Origin of the sequence: Brumimicrobium glaciale (assembly GCF_004152935.1) — a bacterium.
GTDB classification, from domain to species: Bacteria; Bacteroidota; Bacteroidia; order Flavobacteriales_D; family Crocinitomicaceae; genus Brumimicrobium; species Brumimicrobium glaciale.
Genome location: NZ_SETE01000004.1, coordinates 96,138 through 112,197, shown reverse-complemented (window position 1 = coordinate 112,197; position 16,060 = coordinate 96,138). Strand labels below are relative to the sequence as shown.

Genomic DNA, 16,060 nt, shown 5'->3' with positions numbered 1-16,060 from the left:
TACCACTCTTATGCTTACTCGCAAGCGAATAAGTAGGCAAAGAATGATTCTCATCTTTGATTAATGGATTGCTTTTCCTTAAATTTCATTTATGAAATTTCCTTGAGCCTGGTACAGACGATTTTCAAATCGTCCGCTATCGCTTATTATTAAAGGCAAAAAAGAAAAAATAGAGGCCAAATCTCTCTTTTAAAAAAGCGATTCCCTTTCTCCTTAACTTTTATATCTTTTACCCCTCTTTTTTTGAATTTTAAACCTCTTCTTATACTGTTACCGCGAGATTCTGTCTAGTGGTAACAGTTAACGACTTAAATTGGTAACTCAATTATTTTAATCTCATTCTAAAACATGGGAAACCAATATTGATTAATCAATTCACAAACACATTAACTTATTTGATTCCTTAAAGTTTACTCTCCTGAGTTCAACTTTCTCTATATTTGGAATCAATACAAAAACTAAAATTCAACGCTATGAATTCTATCCTTAACAACTTAATAGAAGCAGAGAAAAAAGCTATAATTCTATTTCAGGAACTTGAAAATCGTGCATTAATTCAGCCTGGAATTACAGAGAAGGAATTAAACATCAAAGTTTATGAACTGGCCAATGAATTGTTTGGAATAAAGAAATATTGGCACAAAAGAATTGTGAGGGCAGGGGAGAATACTTTGTTGCCTTATGCAGGGAATCCGCCCAGTATCGAGATAAAAGAAGATGATATTATATTCTTAGATTTTGGACCTGTTTTCGAGGAATGGGAAGCCGATTTTGGAAGAACTTATGTGTTAGGAAATGATCCAAATAAGAAGAAGTTAACCAGAGACATTGAATTGGCTTGGCACGAAGGAAAAGCATTTTACGATAAGAACTTCGATTCAATTACTTCATCTGAATTGTATGCGTTTACTGTGAATCTAGCAAAAAAGTATGGTTGGGAATACGGAAATGAGCATTGTGGTCATTTAATTGGAAACTTCCCACATGAGAAATTATTGGGAGAGGAAATCATTAATTATATTCATCCCGATAACCATGTTCCGATGTCAGCTCCAGATAAATTGCGCAATAAAAGGTATTGGATTTATGAAATTCATTTTGTTGATTTGAAGAATAAGTTTGGAGGATTTTTTGAACAGATGGTGTAGGTGGGGTAGTGGTGATTTTTGGGTTGAAGGAATTGAGTTGTTTGGAGTTTTTGGGGTTATTTTAAGAGTTTAAAAACTCTATTTTAAAATCCTTTTCAATTTCTATTATTTAATACGCTTATTTAAATATATATATCCAATATCAAAAATAATTTGGTAGAAAGAGTTGTCGTTGTACCTAAAAACAAAATCATTACTTTTACCTCATGTACATAATAATCGCTACATCCATTCTGATTGCCATCATCCTCATCCTCACTTGGGTAATCTACAATCAACTCATCACCGCTCGTGAATCTGTAAACGAAGCCCTTTCTGGCATTGACGTACAACTCAAGAAGCGTTTTGAACTAATTCCACGACTTGTGGAAATGGTAAAAGGTTATAGTAATTACGAAGCTGATTTATTCAAAAAAGTGACTTCAATGCGTTCTTCTGGCGTTGATGATATGCTGCAAAAGGAGAAAGAAGATGCTGGATTGAATCTGGTGAGTCGGTCGATAAAGGTGACTTTTGAAAATTATCCGCAGCTTAAAGCAAACGAGAACTTTCTTGAATTGATGAAGGAACTTTCCAAGGTGGAAGACGAATTGGCGATGTCGAGACGTTATTTGAATGGAACTATTCGAGATTATAATACGAAGATTGGTGTCTTTCCTAACAATATATTGGCGGGACCTTTTGGATTTAAAGAACGCTCATTTTACGAGATTGAGTCGTTTGAACGTGAACCACAAAAAATATTCGAATGAGATATATATTAATACTACTGGCTGGTTTTTTACTGTCCTCTTTTACTTTTCTTGATAAAGAGAAGATTTACTCTTTTCATAGTGATATTCAGATTCAAGCGGATGGAAGTGTATTGGTGACTGAGAAAATAGATGTACTTTCTTTAGGTAGAGAAATTAGAAAAGGGATTTATCGAGATATTCCATTGAATTTTAGGTTGCCTGAAGGGAAGATACGCCAGGTTCTAACTGTAAAAAGCGCAAAAAAAAGTGGAAGTCCAGCTACTTTCAGAACTGAAAACATAAATGGAGGAATTCGAATCTATATTGGTTCTAAAGATACTCGTTTAATTAATGGTAAACATTCCTATGAAATTTCTTATCAACTAGACCGCACAGTTTTCTGCAATGAAATTGACTGTCAGGTTATGTGGAACGTAAATGGAAATCATTGGGGAATGAGCATTGATACCTTGACAGCAACTATCAGGACGCCCGAAAATACGGAAATTCTTGAGTTTGATGGATGGAAAGGAAAATATGGAGAAAATATTGAGAGAAACTTTGAATCTAAATCTTTGTCGGCAGGTAAGCAGGTGTTTATGACGAGTGAATTAAAGCCAGGAAATAACTTAACGATAATGGTCACTTTCGATAAAGAAGTAATGTCGGAGGTCCCTTTTCCAACTCAAATGATTTACTTTTTCAGAGATAATTCCTTAATTCTATTGACAGTTTTTGGATTATTAATCTCGTTTTTAGTCAATCTTGTTTTATGGCTAAAACACGGAAAAGACCCTAAACAAGGAACGATTATTCCTCAATTTTATCCACCCAATGATTGGAGTCCAGCGGAGGTTTTGTTTTTAATGAATGAAGGAAAGGAAGATGATAATATGTTTGCAGCTCAATTGTTGCAATTGGCAGTAAAAGGACATATTAAAATAGAGAAGAAGGGATCAAAGCGAGAAGATAGTTTTGCGATCAGTATTGCTGATAAATCTTCCAAAAAGCAGAAATTAACGGAATTAGAAAAAGGGTTTTTAGATAAGCTTTTAGGCACTGAAGAATCCACCACAATTAGCAAGGAGTATAATGCGAAAGTTGCTAGCGCTCATGGTTATTTAGTCACTGAAATTGAAAAGAAACAAGCTGGATTATATTTTAACAAGAACATAAAATTGATTTTTCCTCAATACATATTTCCAGTGCTTACAATCGTAGGAATGGCAATAGCTTACAATATTTATGAAGGTCCAGTTTGGTTGATTCCTATTGTTGCGATGCTAATGATGATTATGAATATTATCTTTTTACGCCTTTTTTATCAACCGACTAAAGAAGGACGTAAGATGTTGGATCACATTTTAGGTCTGGAAAGATTTATAAAATATGCCGACGAGTTGCGTATAAATGCAATCAATAAACCGGATATGAACTTCGATTATTTCGAGAAGAATCTTCCTTATGCAATAGCGTTTGGAAAGGCGGATGAGTGGGGGAAGAAGTTCCAAGCTCAGGAAATTGAAGCGCAATATAAATCGAGTAATTATTATGTGAGTGGATATTCTTATGCAAGTTTGGGGTATTTTGGAGCGCTTTCGGCTGTTTCTGCTTCGGCTTCGGTTGCACCTTCTGCTGCTGGGTCTTCTGGTGGAGGGTTTGGTGGAGGTGGTGGATTTTCTGGTGGTGGCGCTGGAGGTGGCGGAGGAGGTGGTTGGTAGGAGAAAAGAATTCCAATAGGATTTGAAATGTTTTATTCCAACCCTCTCTCCCTCAAATCAACTATCTCTTTCTCTATATTTTCAACACCAGCAAACGCAATTCTTCCATCATTTTTCAGGATGTATATTTTGTCGTTTAAATGAACGAAATCCAATACAGCTCCATCTGCCTGGATAGGGTAGAAGGTGTCTTCAAAATGATAAAGCAAACCTTCTCCATACCAATGTTTACTTAACTCTTCGTTGCAATCTATAAGGCGTGAATTGTCGTTTATTTGAGGTTTTAAAGTTGATGATTTAAAAGCTCCTGAAATTACCATATTTCCATTTACGATCTTACTTTGTGTTAATTTTGGATTATTGTAAGGATATGACGTTCCATTAACCATGTTTTCTAAGGTCACTGCTTTTTCTTGCTTGTCGAAATATTTGTAATAACCAGGAATGTAAATTGAAGCAATATATAATGTGTCCGCAAGTGCGTTGAGTGTGAAATCTCGAAGATAATTATAATATTTGATGCTATTTAATGGTTTTATTGTGTCATTTTTATATTGATAAATTGAACCTCTGTCCAACAGAAATAGTGACGTTTTACTGGACAACATTTTATCGAAACTATGCGTTCTTTTTCCTGTTTTATAAAATGATTCAATAGAATTTTCATTGATTACAGCCAAGTCAGTAGTTACAGAACTGTTTACCTTATTGAAATCTCCTAGCACATAAAGTTTGTTTTGAAAACACTGAATTGAAATTATATTTCCATTAAAATGAGCAACTTTCTCCCATTTTTCATTATTTAACTTTAAAATTTGATGTGGAAATTCCTCGTGCGGTAAAAGTACTGATACATAAATTTCCTTGTCGCAGAATGAAAGATCTAAAATTTGACCTAATATTTGATTTCCAACGCTTTTCCAAGTTTGGTCAACTGTTGAATAACGTTTGATTTCATGTTTTAGTCCTAGTTGATCTGAACTTGAAATGCAATAAATAGAGTTATCAATTTCATTCTTAAAAATTTGAGAAATCTTCAAACTATCTGTTAAAACAGGAGTCCATTGTACAGGAGTTTTTGCTGCACAAACTAAGGTTGGTGGGCCATAAGTCGGTTGAATTAATGCCAATTCGAATAAGGATAATCCTGATTTTTTCTGCCATGAAATAAGTTGAGAATGTTCAATGTCTTTCAGATAAGATAACAATTGTTTTTCCGCAATTTCTTGAGCTGCTTTTTGGAAACCGCTCTCTTTCATTAAATATCCAACCGCGCAATATGTGTTTTTTGAATCAATGAATATTGGCGTTCGATAATTGGTCAAATTATTTATTGGAAAAACGCCTTGCTGATTATACTTCTTTAAAATTGAAATATTGAGCAATCTGTTCTCCTTTTGTTTCTTATCGAGGTGAATTACCGACTGATTTTCCAAGTAAGAAATCACATTCAATAAATGCAATTGAATCAATTCTTGTTCTGAATTTGGCGTGGAAGTAAATTGAATTTCATTCTCTAATTCTGTCCAATTCTCATTGACGTTTACCAATAAGTGATGTGTTTCTTTTTGTTGATTTGTAATTCCAAAAGATGGAAAAACAATCAATCCTAAAAAGAGGAACAGTAACCAATTATTTACTTTTCGTAGTTCCATCTTCGTTGAAATATTTAATATTGTAAGATCCTTCTAAAATTTCCTCCATTTTTATTTTTCCTGAAGGATAAAAAATTTCTCGTTTGTATAAATCATGTTTTGTATATCCATCTAAACTTTTGAAAGTGTTGATTTGAATAAGTGTACCATTTGAAGAATAAATATTGCTTTTTATAATGTATTGCCTTGTTTTATCCACTTTTATAGATTGCTCCTTAATCAGTCCGTTCTCTAAATAATAAGTATACTTTGCTGTATTGTTAGTTCGTCCAAATTCCATGGAAGACTTTAGAATTCCTGATGAATACCAAATATATTGATGAGACATAGCAGATGCCCATAACTCATGTTTAATGCGTTTTCCATTTTCAAAATACTCCCAATAACCATATTTAGTGTTACCAGAATCTTCCCAAATAGTTTTGTAAGGTTGTTCGAGTTTTAGATTGTAATTTGTTAAAAGACTTAGTCCTTGAGCGTAAGAATTTCTATTTATTGAGTCGAATTCTTTAACGAAATACAAAGGGAAATTATCAGCTACGATATAGTAATTTGCTTTAATTGATCCATTTGAAAAATAGGCTGTACTGTCTAATTTTAATTTATTTTTAATTTCTTTATCTTCAATCGATTTAAATTTTGGCGGAGAATTCGTTTCTAATTCCTTGAAAAACTCCATTTCTTGAAGGTCAAAATCCCCTTTCTTAAATGGAATAATAAGTTGCGTGTCATTCTTTAATTTAGAAATTTTGATGACCATAGCTTCTGGTTCAGACCTATCAAATCCATTATATTTATAAACAATTAGTTCATATGTTAACTCAGGATTAAATTGCATAGAACTGGCTTGTAATTCATGATTTGATTGAGGTTTTAAATCTGCAGTGTCTTTTGAAATAACCTCTGCATATAGTGTACTGTAGTAAGCCGATGATTGTAAAATGGTCTTTGTTTTTAGGTGTTGAGAAGATGGGTATTTGGAAGATATTTCCATTGGATAACAAATACCTTGATCGTAAAACTGGATGTTTAACTCAACAGTATTGGTGCTTTGACTAAATCCGTTCGTTGAATTGAGCAGAAAAGTGCCGAATAGAATGTATTGAATAATTCGAATCATAGCCAAATGTACAGCTATGTGAATTAATGGTTCATTCTATTTTGGGTTATTTAAGAATAGATTTACTCGGATTAATTTTTACCATTATCACATTTTCTTTGGTCATTACAATCTGCGTAAAAAATAGTTAGCACGCTGATTTTAATTGATTAAAAGATATCCTTGTTTTATCAGGTCTTATTATTAATGTTTTAGGTATTTGTAGAATAAAAATACTATTTCTCAAATAATATTATCTAACTATGACGTCGATTAGAACTTCTCCATTTACTATAATTAATCCCAAACCTTTTTGAAATTTATATTATTCAAACCAATCAAGCCTTCTCTAACTTCTTACTTTCTCTGCGTATAATCAAATAAATGTAAATACTAATCAACGAAGAAAAGAAACACCAAACCGACAGTACATGATTCTCATAAAAGTAGAGTGTAATAGCATAAGAGGTAGCGATAAAAACACCTAAAAGCCACATGCGCTTTACATTAGACAAGAACAAGGAGAGAATTGTTGCCGCGGCATATAAGATTGCTCCATATTTATAAATTGTTTCGGGATAATCTTGTTTGTAGGCTATGTGATGACCTAAAATACTTGCTTCCATGTTGTAAGCAATGAGGAAATATGCCAATGAACCACTCACGAAAATTCCAACTCCAGCAAGAATTTTCTGTATGAGTTTTCGTTCCCTTTTGTGGTCCAACATGAGCACTCCAAATGGAACAATAAATGGCCAAATGACTTGTGCGAAGAATATGAAAATATACGTGGCGACTCGCTGCAGAACTATTTGATCAGGGTCGGGGAGTGTTAACCAAAGTACACCTTCAGCGAGTTGTTGAATTCCAAATACCAATGGAATACTTGCAAACCACAATTGCGATTTATGATTGGTCTTTTTAATTGTGGCAACTCCAATAACTGTTAGTACGGCTCCTGCGATAAAACTTGCTTCTGCTGAAAAACACATATTTAATTCTTTTAAGTAATAGTTCCTAAATGCTTAGTCTAGAAAAATACTTATTTAATTTTATTTAGACTTAATTAAACTCTGGGTTTAACTTACTTTTAGGTTTATTGTGAAAGTTGATTTTGAAATTTTTTGGGAAGAAGGATTTGTAAAAGAGTAAGTTCTGCTTTAAAGAATTTTTAGTTCATACAATTATTACCTCAATCCAATCTGCTGATATTTTTTCTCTAGTACTTCAATATAAGCAGTCTTTAAATTATTAGAAAGGAATGAATTATTGATCCATTCAATTGCTTTGGGATAGTTTCTCGTCATTCTTTTAAAAACACCTTTGATTTGTTTATCAGTAAGGGCTAGCTGGTTTCCCAATTCTACAAAATGAACTTTTTTGAATTTCTTTTTTTTACCGCAAAGTGTAAGTGCAAGTTCCTCATGGTCTTCGGGGAAAATTATATTAACATTCAGCAGATCATAGGCTGGAGATAAAATCCACCCAAATTGACTATCAATCAACGAAAAATTCTTTAAATGCATATCATTATTCCCAGTTAGAAACGAAAACAATACCAGTTCAAAATATAGAATTTTATCTAGTAAAGTATTTTGAGAGTACAGCTCTATTGCTTTTCCAACCTTTTCCATTGAGCTAATGTATTTGTCAAATGCCTCCGTGATTTGAAACATATCAATCATGTGAATCTTCTGATTATCTTCAGTTCGATCAATACGCTTGGTGATATAAGATATTTCGCCAGATGCTAATCGGATTAATGAAGAAGGAACAACCCGAATGCCATAAGCTTCAGCTATTCGCATAGTGAGATGTTCATTTGCTGGCATTTCAGGAAATCTATCATTTGGAGGTTTGAAAATATATTGACCATTCAAAGCTCCTTCAACAGTTAATCTTGTATCTGATTTTTCTTTTACAGATTTAACCAATGACATGGATAGTTTTGGCTGAACTCCAGGAATAGCAATGTTTTGTAAAATAATTTTTTGAGCTAATTCTTCCATTTGATTGAGTGAATATCCTATTTTTGGTGGAGCTGGAGTTCCAAAAAATGAGTTCGAACATTTCTTATGAAAATTTACTCCATCATCTATTATTTCGTAGCAATACAAGCATTTATTCTTCATTTTTTGATTTTAAGGGTTGAACACTTACTGCTCCAATGCAATTTTGACAGCATGCCAGTAATAATCCCATCCTATCATTGGGACTAATTTTCCAATTTTCTGAGGCAATATCTAGTAACCAACCTTCAGGAATTAAACCTTCAAAAAACGGAAAGAGTTGCTTGTTTTTATAGACTTTATCGCCTACTGGCATTGAGAATGTTATGAAACTTTTCGGGTGCTTATTTATAAATTGTTGATCATACTGAAAAAGATATTCACCATCATTATTTTCAGTAATTATTCCAGCGAAGAACTCCTTGTAAAATACCTTACCTTGTCTCATGTGCTTTATTTTTTCATGTTAACAGGAGCTAATTCATGTCCAAACATTTGTAAAACCAAATTGACTTTTTCCATATTTAGATTTGTTTTTCCTTGTTCAATTTTACGAATCACAGTAAGTGCAACCCCTGATCGTTCAGCAAATTCTTCTTGCGTTAGATTTATCTCTTTTCTGCGCTCTTTAACAAATTCTGATAATTGTTTCATTATACGTAATTAGATATAATTTAGAGTAAATATAGTGAATTATATTTAAAAGCATATAATTTGTTTAAAAATATGATTATTATATGTTTTGACATATAGTTTAGGAGGTTATTAACTTTTTAATATCAATTAATAAACTTCTAGACTTGAATTGTGTAACTCCCAATTAACCAATTTCACCCCTTTCGGGTATAATTATTCGGCTTTATGTGAAAATACACCTGTTCGGGTATAAATATTAATGTAGTATGAGCTTATCATAAAAGAAAACAAATAACTTTTCAATTATCCTTGAACAAAGAAATATCATTACTTCCTTTTCACTCTAAGCAAACTTTTAGCTAAATCAATAGACATACAAGCGATATTGCCATAAGATCTTTCTCCACTTGCTGTTAGCTGGCAAGCATTTACAAGGTTGTAATAAGCTTTAATTGCGTTTTTGTCGTTTTTCGCTTTAATTAATAGGTTATAAGATGAAGTTCTAAGCTCTTTCCTTAACAAATCATCAACGTAAGATTTTAATTCTTCATCAGTCACAACAATTTCAGCATCTAACTTTTCTCTAAACACTCTGCGATTTTCTTTAGTTCTATCTGTCAAATTGCGTAGAATTCCATTCTTAAAAGCAACATAATCTTTTTCAATTCTAGTAGGCCAAGCCATTAAAGAGCTTCCTTTTTCATCTGAAGGGTAAAGCCAAATCCCATTTCTTAATCGCTTCTTTGTCTTTCTGGGAAGTCTGAATTTTTTCATAGTTGAATGAGTTTGCTGTTTAAAGATACGATAATCTATAATTCCTGCATTCGTAAATTTCTAAAATCGCAATCACCGAAAATTGGCATAACCGCCATTCTTCATTTTTCATTCTTCTACAATCCCTAAATCTCCTTATGAATTCCAAAAAATTCAACATGCAATATTTTTAATTTTTAATTCTTCTTCAATCCCTGCATCTCTTATGAATTCCAAAAAAATCAACATTCTTCATTTTTAATTTTTCATTCTCTTTCTTTACCTCAAAAGATTCACACTTCCCACAATCTCAACATTTTCATCATCCCTCAACTTTTTAAAGTAAACTTTCCAAAGATAAACTCCATCTGGCGCATAAATTGTCTGGCTTGAACCATAAGAACCATCCCAACCATAGGCTGGATCATTGCTCTCAAAAATCAATTCTCCCCAACGGTTATAGATTTGTAGTTTGTACTCAAACGGATCGAAGCCAGAGGTAAATACAGGTTTGAATGACTCATTGTATTGATTTCCATCTGGTGTAAATGTGTTGGGAATAAAGTAAATCAATTCCTCAAAAAATGGAAGATCCAAATTGAAAGTATCCTTACAACCTAAATTACTCGTTGCAACTAATTCCACATCAAAAATGAATTTTCTATTGATCTCATCTACCGAATATTCATGGGTTGGATTTATTGCATTGCTGAAGTTTCCATCTCCAAAATTCCATTCGTAATCAGTAGCTCCTGAAGATTCATTTGTGAAATCAGTCTTATTGTAAATGTTTGTCAATTCTTCTGGATTCACTGTGAAATCAGCAATTGGATAATCGTCAATACAGATGTAATCCGTAACAGTTAAATCATCGGTACAACCATTTGTTAATTCGACCTGTAGGTTAACATCAAAACATCCAGCTTCTGTAAAAATGTGATTTATGTTACATCCTGAAATCTGCTCAACGCCATTTATGGTATAAACACATTGATTTCCAATCCCTGGCGAAGTACTAAACAAGTTGATTTCTTGTGGAGCACAACCAATTGTTCTGTTTGCAGTAAATGAGATGTCTGGAGAAATAATTACTTCAACGTCAATTTGGTCTGTGTTCACACATCCAAAAACAGATGTTCCGACTACGGTGTATGTTAACAATCCTAAACTCGGAGTAAATGGAACATTATCAATAACTCCATTGTCCCAAACATAAGTATCAGCTCCACTTCCAGAAAGCGTTGCCTGATCTCCATCACAAACTGTAAAATCATTTCCTGCTGAAACAATTGGCAAAGGATTTATTGTAACTTGAACTTGATCTGTTGTAAAACAATTCACTCTTTCGGCAGTAACAGTATAAGTTGTAATTCCCACTGGAGGAACAAAACCAACTCCATCAGTGATTCCATTGTTCCAAGAAATATTCGCTGCATCTGGATTAAAAGCTGTTAAGGTGATGGTTTCATTTTCACATGTAACAATGTCAGTTCCCGCATTAACAATTGGTGGAAGCGGATCAGTTAAAGTCATCGTAATATTCTCTGTTGTACTACAGGTTAAACACGTTCCTTCAGTAACAGTGAAATCAGTATAAGCTCCTTGAACTAATCCTGTAATCGTATATTCTCCAGCAGCATCTGTTGTGATAGAAAATGGATTTCCACCATCATAAATCAATTCATAATTAAAGTTAGGCGCTAATCCAGAAAGTGTAATTGTACCTTCGTTTCCATCGCAAGTTGTCGGATTTGTGCTTGAAACGGTAAAAACAGGATCAAACAAGTCAATAACTATTATTTGAGTTACATTTATAAAGTTTCCACAATCATCTGTAATTCTGTAAATACGTGTAATTTGTTCTCCATTACAAGTGTTTGCATCCGTTGCTTCAGATAAAAATGTCACGGTAGGATTAGCTGTACAATTATCCGCTTCGTCTGTTACTACTGCGATATCTGTAACTGGAACATCAACCAAACAGTCTACAAATATTGTATCTGGATTACTTGCTGTTGGCAGAATATCGTCATCAATTGTAATGGTCTGAACAACATCAATATTGTTCCCGCATTTGTCTTCAATGTTGTAAGTTCTAGTAATAATTTCTGGACAAGTATTTCCATCTGAAATGTCACTCACATGAGTTACTGTTGGTATTGTAGAACAATTATCTGCTTCGTCTGTAATTGAAAGTACATCAACAATCGGAACACCTTCAATACATTGCACTAACGTATCATTTGGCGCTGTTCCTGTTGGGTTAATAATTTCACTAATTACAATTTGTTGAGTACAAGAAAGCGTCACGCCACAAGTATCACTAATTTGATAAGTTCTTGTAATTGTTTCAGGACAAATAATTCCATCTGAAACTTCACTAAATAAAGAAAATGAAGCAGAATCAATCACTCCACCAACTGGAATTGTTGCAGAGCCTCCAGCAGTAATAAATTCTTCAAAGTCAGCATAAGCAGCTTGTTCTGAAATATCACAAGAAGCAATTAAATCTCCTGGACAAGTAATATCTGTAATTGCAGGAGAAACGGTAATCATCAGTTGGTCAGAAGAATAACAATTTACACGAACTGATGTTACTGTATAGTAATTTACTCCAACAGGCGGAATAAATCCTACGCCATCCGTTACTCCATTATTCCAAGTGATATTCGCATTTTCTGGGTTAAAAGCATTGAGAATAACAGTTGTTCCTTCACAATATTGAGCATCTGGCCCAGCATTTATAATAGCCGCCGTTGGATCATTTATGTTTATCGAAACATTTTCTGTGGTGGTACAAGCTGGACAATCTGCATCTGAAACAGTATAGTTTGTGTAAGAACCAGCTGAAAGTCCCGTTATAACGTAATTTCCTGCTGCATCTGTAGTTATGGGGTTTGTTGTTCCACCATCAAAACTCATCTCATAATTTGTATTTAGAGATAATCCTGAAAGGGTTATTGTTCCATCAGTTCCGTCGCAGGTAGTTGTTCCAACTCCTGAAACTGTGAAGTTTGGCGTGTAAGAATCAACAAGAATTGTATGGTTCACATTAATGCTGTTTCCACAATCATCTGTAATGCTATAAATACGTGTTATAATTTCCCCGTTACAGGAATCTCCGTCTGTACTTTCTGAAACAAAAGCTACTGTTGGATTTATAGTGCAATTATCGACTTCATCTGAAACTACTGAAATATCCACAACAGGAACATCAGTTAAACATTGAACAGTGGATGAAATATTACTTGCCGTTGGATTAATATCATCATTTATTGTGAATGTTTGAATGACATTAATGTTATTCCCACAATCATCCGCAATATTGTAGGTTCTTGTTACGACCTCTGGACAGGTATTTCCGTCTGACATATCTGAAACATGTGTTACTATTGGATTTACAGTACAATTATCCGCTTCATCAGTAACCGAATTAATGTCTACAGCTGGAATGTTTACAAAACACTGTAAAGCTAAATCAGCTGGAGCTGTTCCCGTTGGATTGGTATCATCATTTATCGTTATGGTTTGAACAACGTCAATATTATTTCCACAATCATCTTCAATATTGTATGTTCTTGTGATGACTTCTGGACAGGTATTTCCATCTGAAACATCTCCTACAAAAGTTACAGTTGGATTTACCGTGCAATTATCTGCTTCATCAGTAATTAAAGTAATATCAGCCACTGGAAGATCTCCGATACATTGAACTGTTAAATCAGCTGGAGCATTTCCGGTTGGATTGGTGTCATCATTTATAGTAATTGTTTGGGTAATATTAATATTATTTCCACAATCATCGGCAATATTATAAATTCTTGAAATGACTTCTGGACAAGTATTTCCATCCGAAGATTCACTAACAAAGGTCACCAATGGATTAGTTGTACAATTGTCTGCCTCATCAGTAATTAGATTAACATCTACTGGAGGAACATCACCAATACATTGGAAAGTTAAATCTTGAATTGTTCCAGTTGGAAGAATGTCATCATTAATAGTAATGGTTTGCGTTACGTTAATATCATTTCCACAATCATCGGCTATAGTATAAGTTCTCGTAATGACTTCTGGACAAGTATTTCCATTCGAGACATCTGAAACATGCGTAACAGTCGGATTAACTGTGCAATTATCCGCTTCATCAGTGATTAAAGCAATATCTGCAGCAGGAAGATCTGTAATGCATTGAATTGTAATTGCTGCTGGCGCTGAACCTGTTGGATCAATGTCATCATGTATGGTGAAGATTTGCGTAACATCAATGTTATTCCCGCATGTGTCCGCAATGTTATAAGTTCTCGTGATTGTTTCTGGACAAGTATTTCCATCTGAAACATCTGCTACAAACGTAACAAATGGATTTGAAGTGCAGTTGTCCGCTTCATCAGTTATTAAATTAACATCTGGAGCAGGAATGTCTGTGGTACATTGAAATACTTCATTTGGCGGAGCTGTTCCAGTTGGATTGGTATCATCATGAATTGTAATTACTTGCGTAACATCAATGCTATTTCCAGCATCATCAGTGATATTATATGTTCTTGTAATGACTTCTGGACAAGTATTTCCATCAGATGCATCTCCGGTATGAGTTACTGTAGGAATAGCAGTACAGTTGTCTGCTTCATTGGTGATTAAAGTAATATCTGCCGTAGGAACATCTGAAATACATTGCACCGTTATATCTGCTGGTGCAGTTCCTGTAGGGTTGATAATATCTGTAGTAATGGTGAAATTAAGTGTGTCGTAGCAAGAATTATTGTCTATAATAACGGTTACTTGCGTTGTAACACCTGCCGTAAATAAAGGATCAGGACATGTTGAACAAGAAAAGGCAGATGCAGGTAACCATTGATAATTTAGGCTTGCATCTAAATTGTATTGAAGTGGAGTCCCAGGACAAATAGTAGTATCTACCAAAAAAGGAGATGTAAAAGGACATGGACAAACATCGTCCACAATAAGATTTGTAATGGGAGTTGTAATCATGCTCATATTAGAAACGCTTCCCAAAGAATCAATACTGAAGGTTACAGGAGTTACTGTAGGCGTATGAAAGCTTTCGGAAATAATCGAGTCATTACAATAGTTATTAGGAGGACCATCTATGGCTAAAAAGAACATATCATATGTATTATTAGACTTATAGTAACTATTTGTAAGAAACGTTTTGTTTTGATTTTGAGAATAAATAAGAGCTTTTGAAGAGCTAGGGTTGGTTGTTATCCCAAAATTATCTCCAAGATGTTTGGTGTAAATTGTTGTACCAATACTATCAACTCCTATTAAACTGGCTTGTTTGCGACTACTTCCTGATAAATCAGAATTCATATAGACTATAAAGTGATTATCATTCACATATTCTATTGTAGATCCATAATCTAAGTTATTACCTCCGTATGTTTTAAACCAATCTAGATTAAAATTAAGATCAAATTTTGCTACGAAAGCATCATATCCACCTTGACCATAAGAATTTGTTCCACCAGCAATTAAATAGCCTAAGTTAGGTACGTAAATCATGTCTGAAATTGCATCAGTGCCCGCTCCTCCGAATGAAGTTTGAGATAGTATATTTCCTCCAGCATCCATTTTGACTAAAATTGAAGATCGTAATCCTGGCCCTAACTGTTGGCTATTCATGTTAAGTAATATTTCGCCGTTTGGAAGAGGAATAAGCCCCCAAATATGATCGTTTGAAGCTACACCTATTACTTTAGACCAAATTATGGTTCCACTTGCGTTTAGTTTGGTGATCATTCCATCGGCTGCTCCAAAAGTCTGATTGTCAACAGAACTGGCAACATAAATAGTTCCGTCATCTTGTTCAATGACTCCTCTTGTCCATTCCCAGTTTCCTGTAAGAGAACCTATTTGTTTTTGCCAAATGATATCACCTAAAGAATTTAACCTCATTATTACTCCTGTTCGACCTTGACTTAAAGATGTCGTTCTAAACGAACATAGAATGTCTCCATTATTAGTTTCGATTATGCCAATTGGGTAAACTTGTTCATCTCCGGTTAAACCATAAGCTTTGCTCCAAATAATTGTACCTGCCGGTGTTAATCTTGAAATTTGGACATCTTCCCCACCAGAACCAAAGGAAGTGGTAATTCCTCCAATTAAAATATCATTATTTGCACATTCATATAAAGCTTCTCCTTTGTCATTTTGGGTTCCACCAAAGGTCTTAGATACATTTTGAGAAAATGAAAAGCTGAAGAATGAAATAAATATAACTAGTAAAGTAAGTTTCATGGTATAAATATAATGCTTAAAAAACATTAGACATAATG

The 16,060-nt window shown here is 33.9% G+C and carries 11 protein-coding genes; 3 read left to right on the top strand and 8 right to left on the bottom strand.

The features are described from left to right. The first annotated feature begins 473 nt into the window (after positions 1-473). From ERX46_RS10365 to ERX46_RS10355, 3 genes are all read left to right on the top strand, one after another. Positions 474-1,148: a M24 family metallopeptidase gene (locus tag ERX46_RS10365; protein ID WP_130093799.1), complete on the top strand. Its 675-nt coding sequence runs from the start codon at positions 474-476 to the stop codon at positions 1,146-1,148. A gap of 206 nt (positions 1,149-1,354) precedes the next feature. Beyond that, positions 1,355-1,900 carry a LemA family protein gene (locus ERX46_RS10360; RefSeq protein WP_130093798.1) on the top strand — a complete coding sequence of 182 codons (546 nt, stop codon included), beginning with the start codon at positions 1,355-1,357 and terminating at the stop codon, positions 1,898-1,900. Continuing rightward, positions 1,897-3,603 (top strand): DUF2207 domain-containing protein, encoded by a 1,707-nt coding sequence (locus tag ERX46_RS10355; RefSeq protein WP_130093797.1) that lies wholly within the window; start codon positions 1,897-1,899, stop codon positions 3,601-3,603. The genes ERX46_RS10360 and ERX46_RS10355 overlap by 4 nt, the downstream gene beginning before the upstream one ends. A 32-nt stretch (positions 3,604-3,635) precedes the next feature. On the opposite strand, the gene ERX46_RS10350 is transcribed toward ERX46_RS10355, so the two are convergent. The 8 genes from ERX46_RS10350 to ERX46_RS10315 all read right to left on the bottom strand — a co-directional run bounded on the left by ERX46_RS10350 (position 3,636) and on the right by ERX46_RS10315 (position 16,022). After that, on the bottom strand, positions 3,636-5,258 hold the full coding sequence (locus ERX46_RS10350) for a hypothetical protein (protein WP_130093796.1): 1,623 nt from the start codon (positions 5,256-5,258) through the stop codon (positions 3,636-3,638). Next, on the bottom strand, positions 5,236-6,378 hold the full coding sequence (locus tag ERX46_RS10345; protein WP_130093795.1) for a hypothetical protein: 1,143 nt from the start codon (positions 6,376-6,378) through the stop codon (positions 5,236-5,238). Before ERX46_RS10345 ends, ERX46_RS10350 begins: the two co-directional genes overlap by 23 nt. Positions 6,379-6,695: 317 nt before the next feature. Continuing rightward, a complete protein-coding gene (locus ERX46_RS10340; protein ID WP_130093794.1) occupies positions 6,696-7,349 on the bottom strand; it encodes a DUF6629 family protein in 654 nt (217 codons plus the stop codon). Positions 7,350-7,544: 195 nt separating this feature from the next. Beyond that, positions 7,545-8,489: a HipA domain-containing protein gene (locus tag ERX46_RS10335; protein WP_130093793.1), complete on the bottom strand. Its 945-nt coding sequence runs from the start codon at positions 8,487-8,489 to the stop codon at positions 7,545-7,547. Then, positions 8,479-8,814: a HipA N-terminal domain-containing protein gene (locus ERX46_RS10330; RefSeq protein WP_130093792.1), complete on the bottom strand. Its 336-nt coding sequence runs from the start codon at positions 8,812-8,814 to the stop codon at positions 8,479-8,481. The genes ERX46_RS10335 and ERX46_RS10330 overlap by 11 nt, the downstream gene beginning before the upstream one ends. 5 nt (positions 8,815-8,819) lie before the next feature. Beyond that, positions 8,820-9,020, bottom strand: coding sequence for a type II toxin-antitoxin system Y4mF family antitoxin (locus tag ERX46_RS10325; RefSeq protein WP_109357947.1), 201 nt, complete (start codon positions 9,018-9,020; stop codon positions 8,820-8,822). A 309-nt stretch (positions 9,021-9,329) separates the two neighbouring features. Next, positions 9,330-9,776: a hypothetical protein gene (locus ERX46_RS10320; RefSeq protein ID WP_130093791.1), complete on the bottom strand. Its 447-nt coding sequence runs from the start codon at positions 9,774-9,776 to the stop codon at positions 9,330-9,332. Positions 9,777-10,034: 258 nt separating this feature from the next. Then, positions 10,035-16,022, bottom strand: coding sequence for an HYR-like domain-containing protein (locus ERX46_RS10315; RefSeq protein WP_165366211.1), 5,988 nt, complete (start codon positions 16,020-16,022; stop codon positions 10,035-10,037). Between the last annotated feature and the right edge of the window lie 38 nt (positions 16,023-16,060).

Excerpts from the sequence above, each read along its gene's own strand:
- ERX46_RS10365 (WP_130093799.1), top strand. The coding sequence starts at position 474 with ATGAATTCTATCCTTAACAACTTAATAGAAGCAGAGAAAAAAGCTATA.
- ERX46_RS10360 (WP_130093798.1), top strand. The coding sequence starts at position 1,355 with ATGTACATAATAATCGCTACATCCATTCTGATTGCCATCATCCTCATC.
- ERX46_RS10355 (WP_130093797.1), top strand. The coding sequence starts at position 1,897 with ATGAGATATATATTAATACTACTGGCTGGTTTTTTACTGTCCTCTTTT.
- ERX46_RS10350 (WP_130093796.1), bottom strand. The coding sequence starts at position 5,258 with ATGGAACTACGAAAAGTAAATAATTGGTTACTGTTCCTCTTTTTAGGA.
- ERX46_RS10345 (WP_130093795.1), bottom strand. The coding sequence starts at position 6,378 with ATGATTCGAATTATTCAATACATTCTATTCGGCACTTTTCTGCTCAAT.
- ERX46_RS10340 (WP_130093794.1), bottom strand. The coding sequence starts at position 7,349 with ATGTGTTTTTCAGCAGAAGCAAGTTTTATCGCAGGAGCCGTACTAACA.
- ERX46_RS10335 (WP_130093793.1), bottom strand. The coding sequence starts at position 8,489 with ATGAAGAATAAATGCTTGTATTGCTACGAAATAATAGATGATGGAGTA.
- ERX46_RS10330 (WP_130093792.1), bottom strand. The coding sequence starts at position 8,814 with ATGAGACAAGGTAAGGTATTTTACAAGGAGTTCTTCGCTGGAATAATT.
- ERX46_RS10325 (WP_109357947.1), bottom strand. The coding sequence starts at position 9,020 with ATGAAACAATTATCAGAATTTGTTAAAGAGCGCAGAAAAGAGATAAAT.
- ERX46_RS10320 (WP_130093791.1), bottom strand. The coding sequence starts at position 9,776 with ATGAAAAAATTCAGACTTCCCAGAAAGACAAAGAAGCGATTAAGAAAT.
- ERX46_RS10315 (WP_165366211.1), bottom strand. The coding sequence starts at position 16,022 with ATGAAACTTACTTTACTAGTTATATTTATTTCATTCTTCAGCTTTTCA.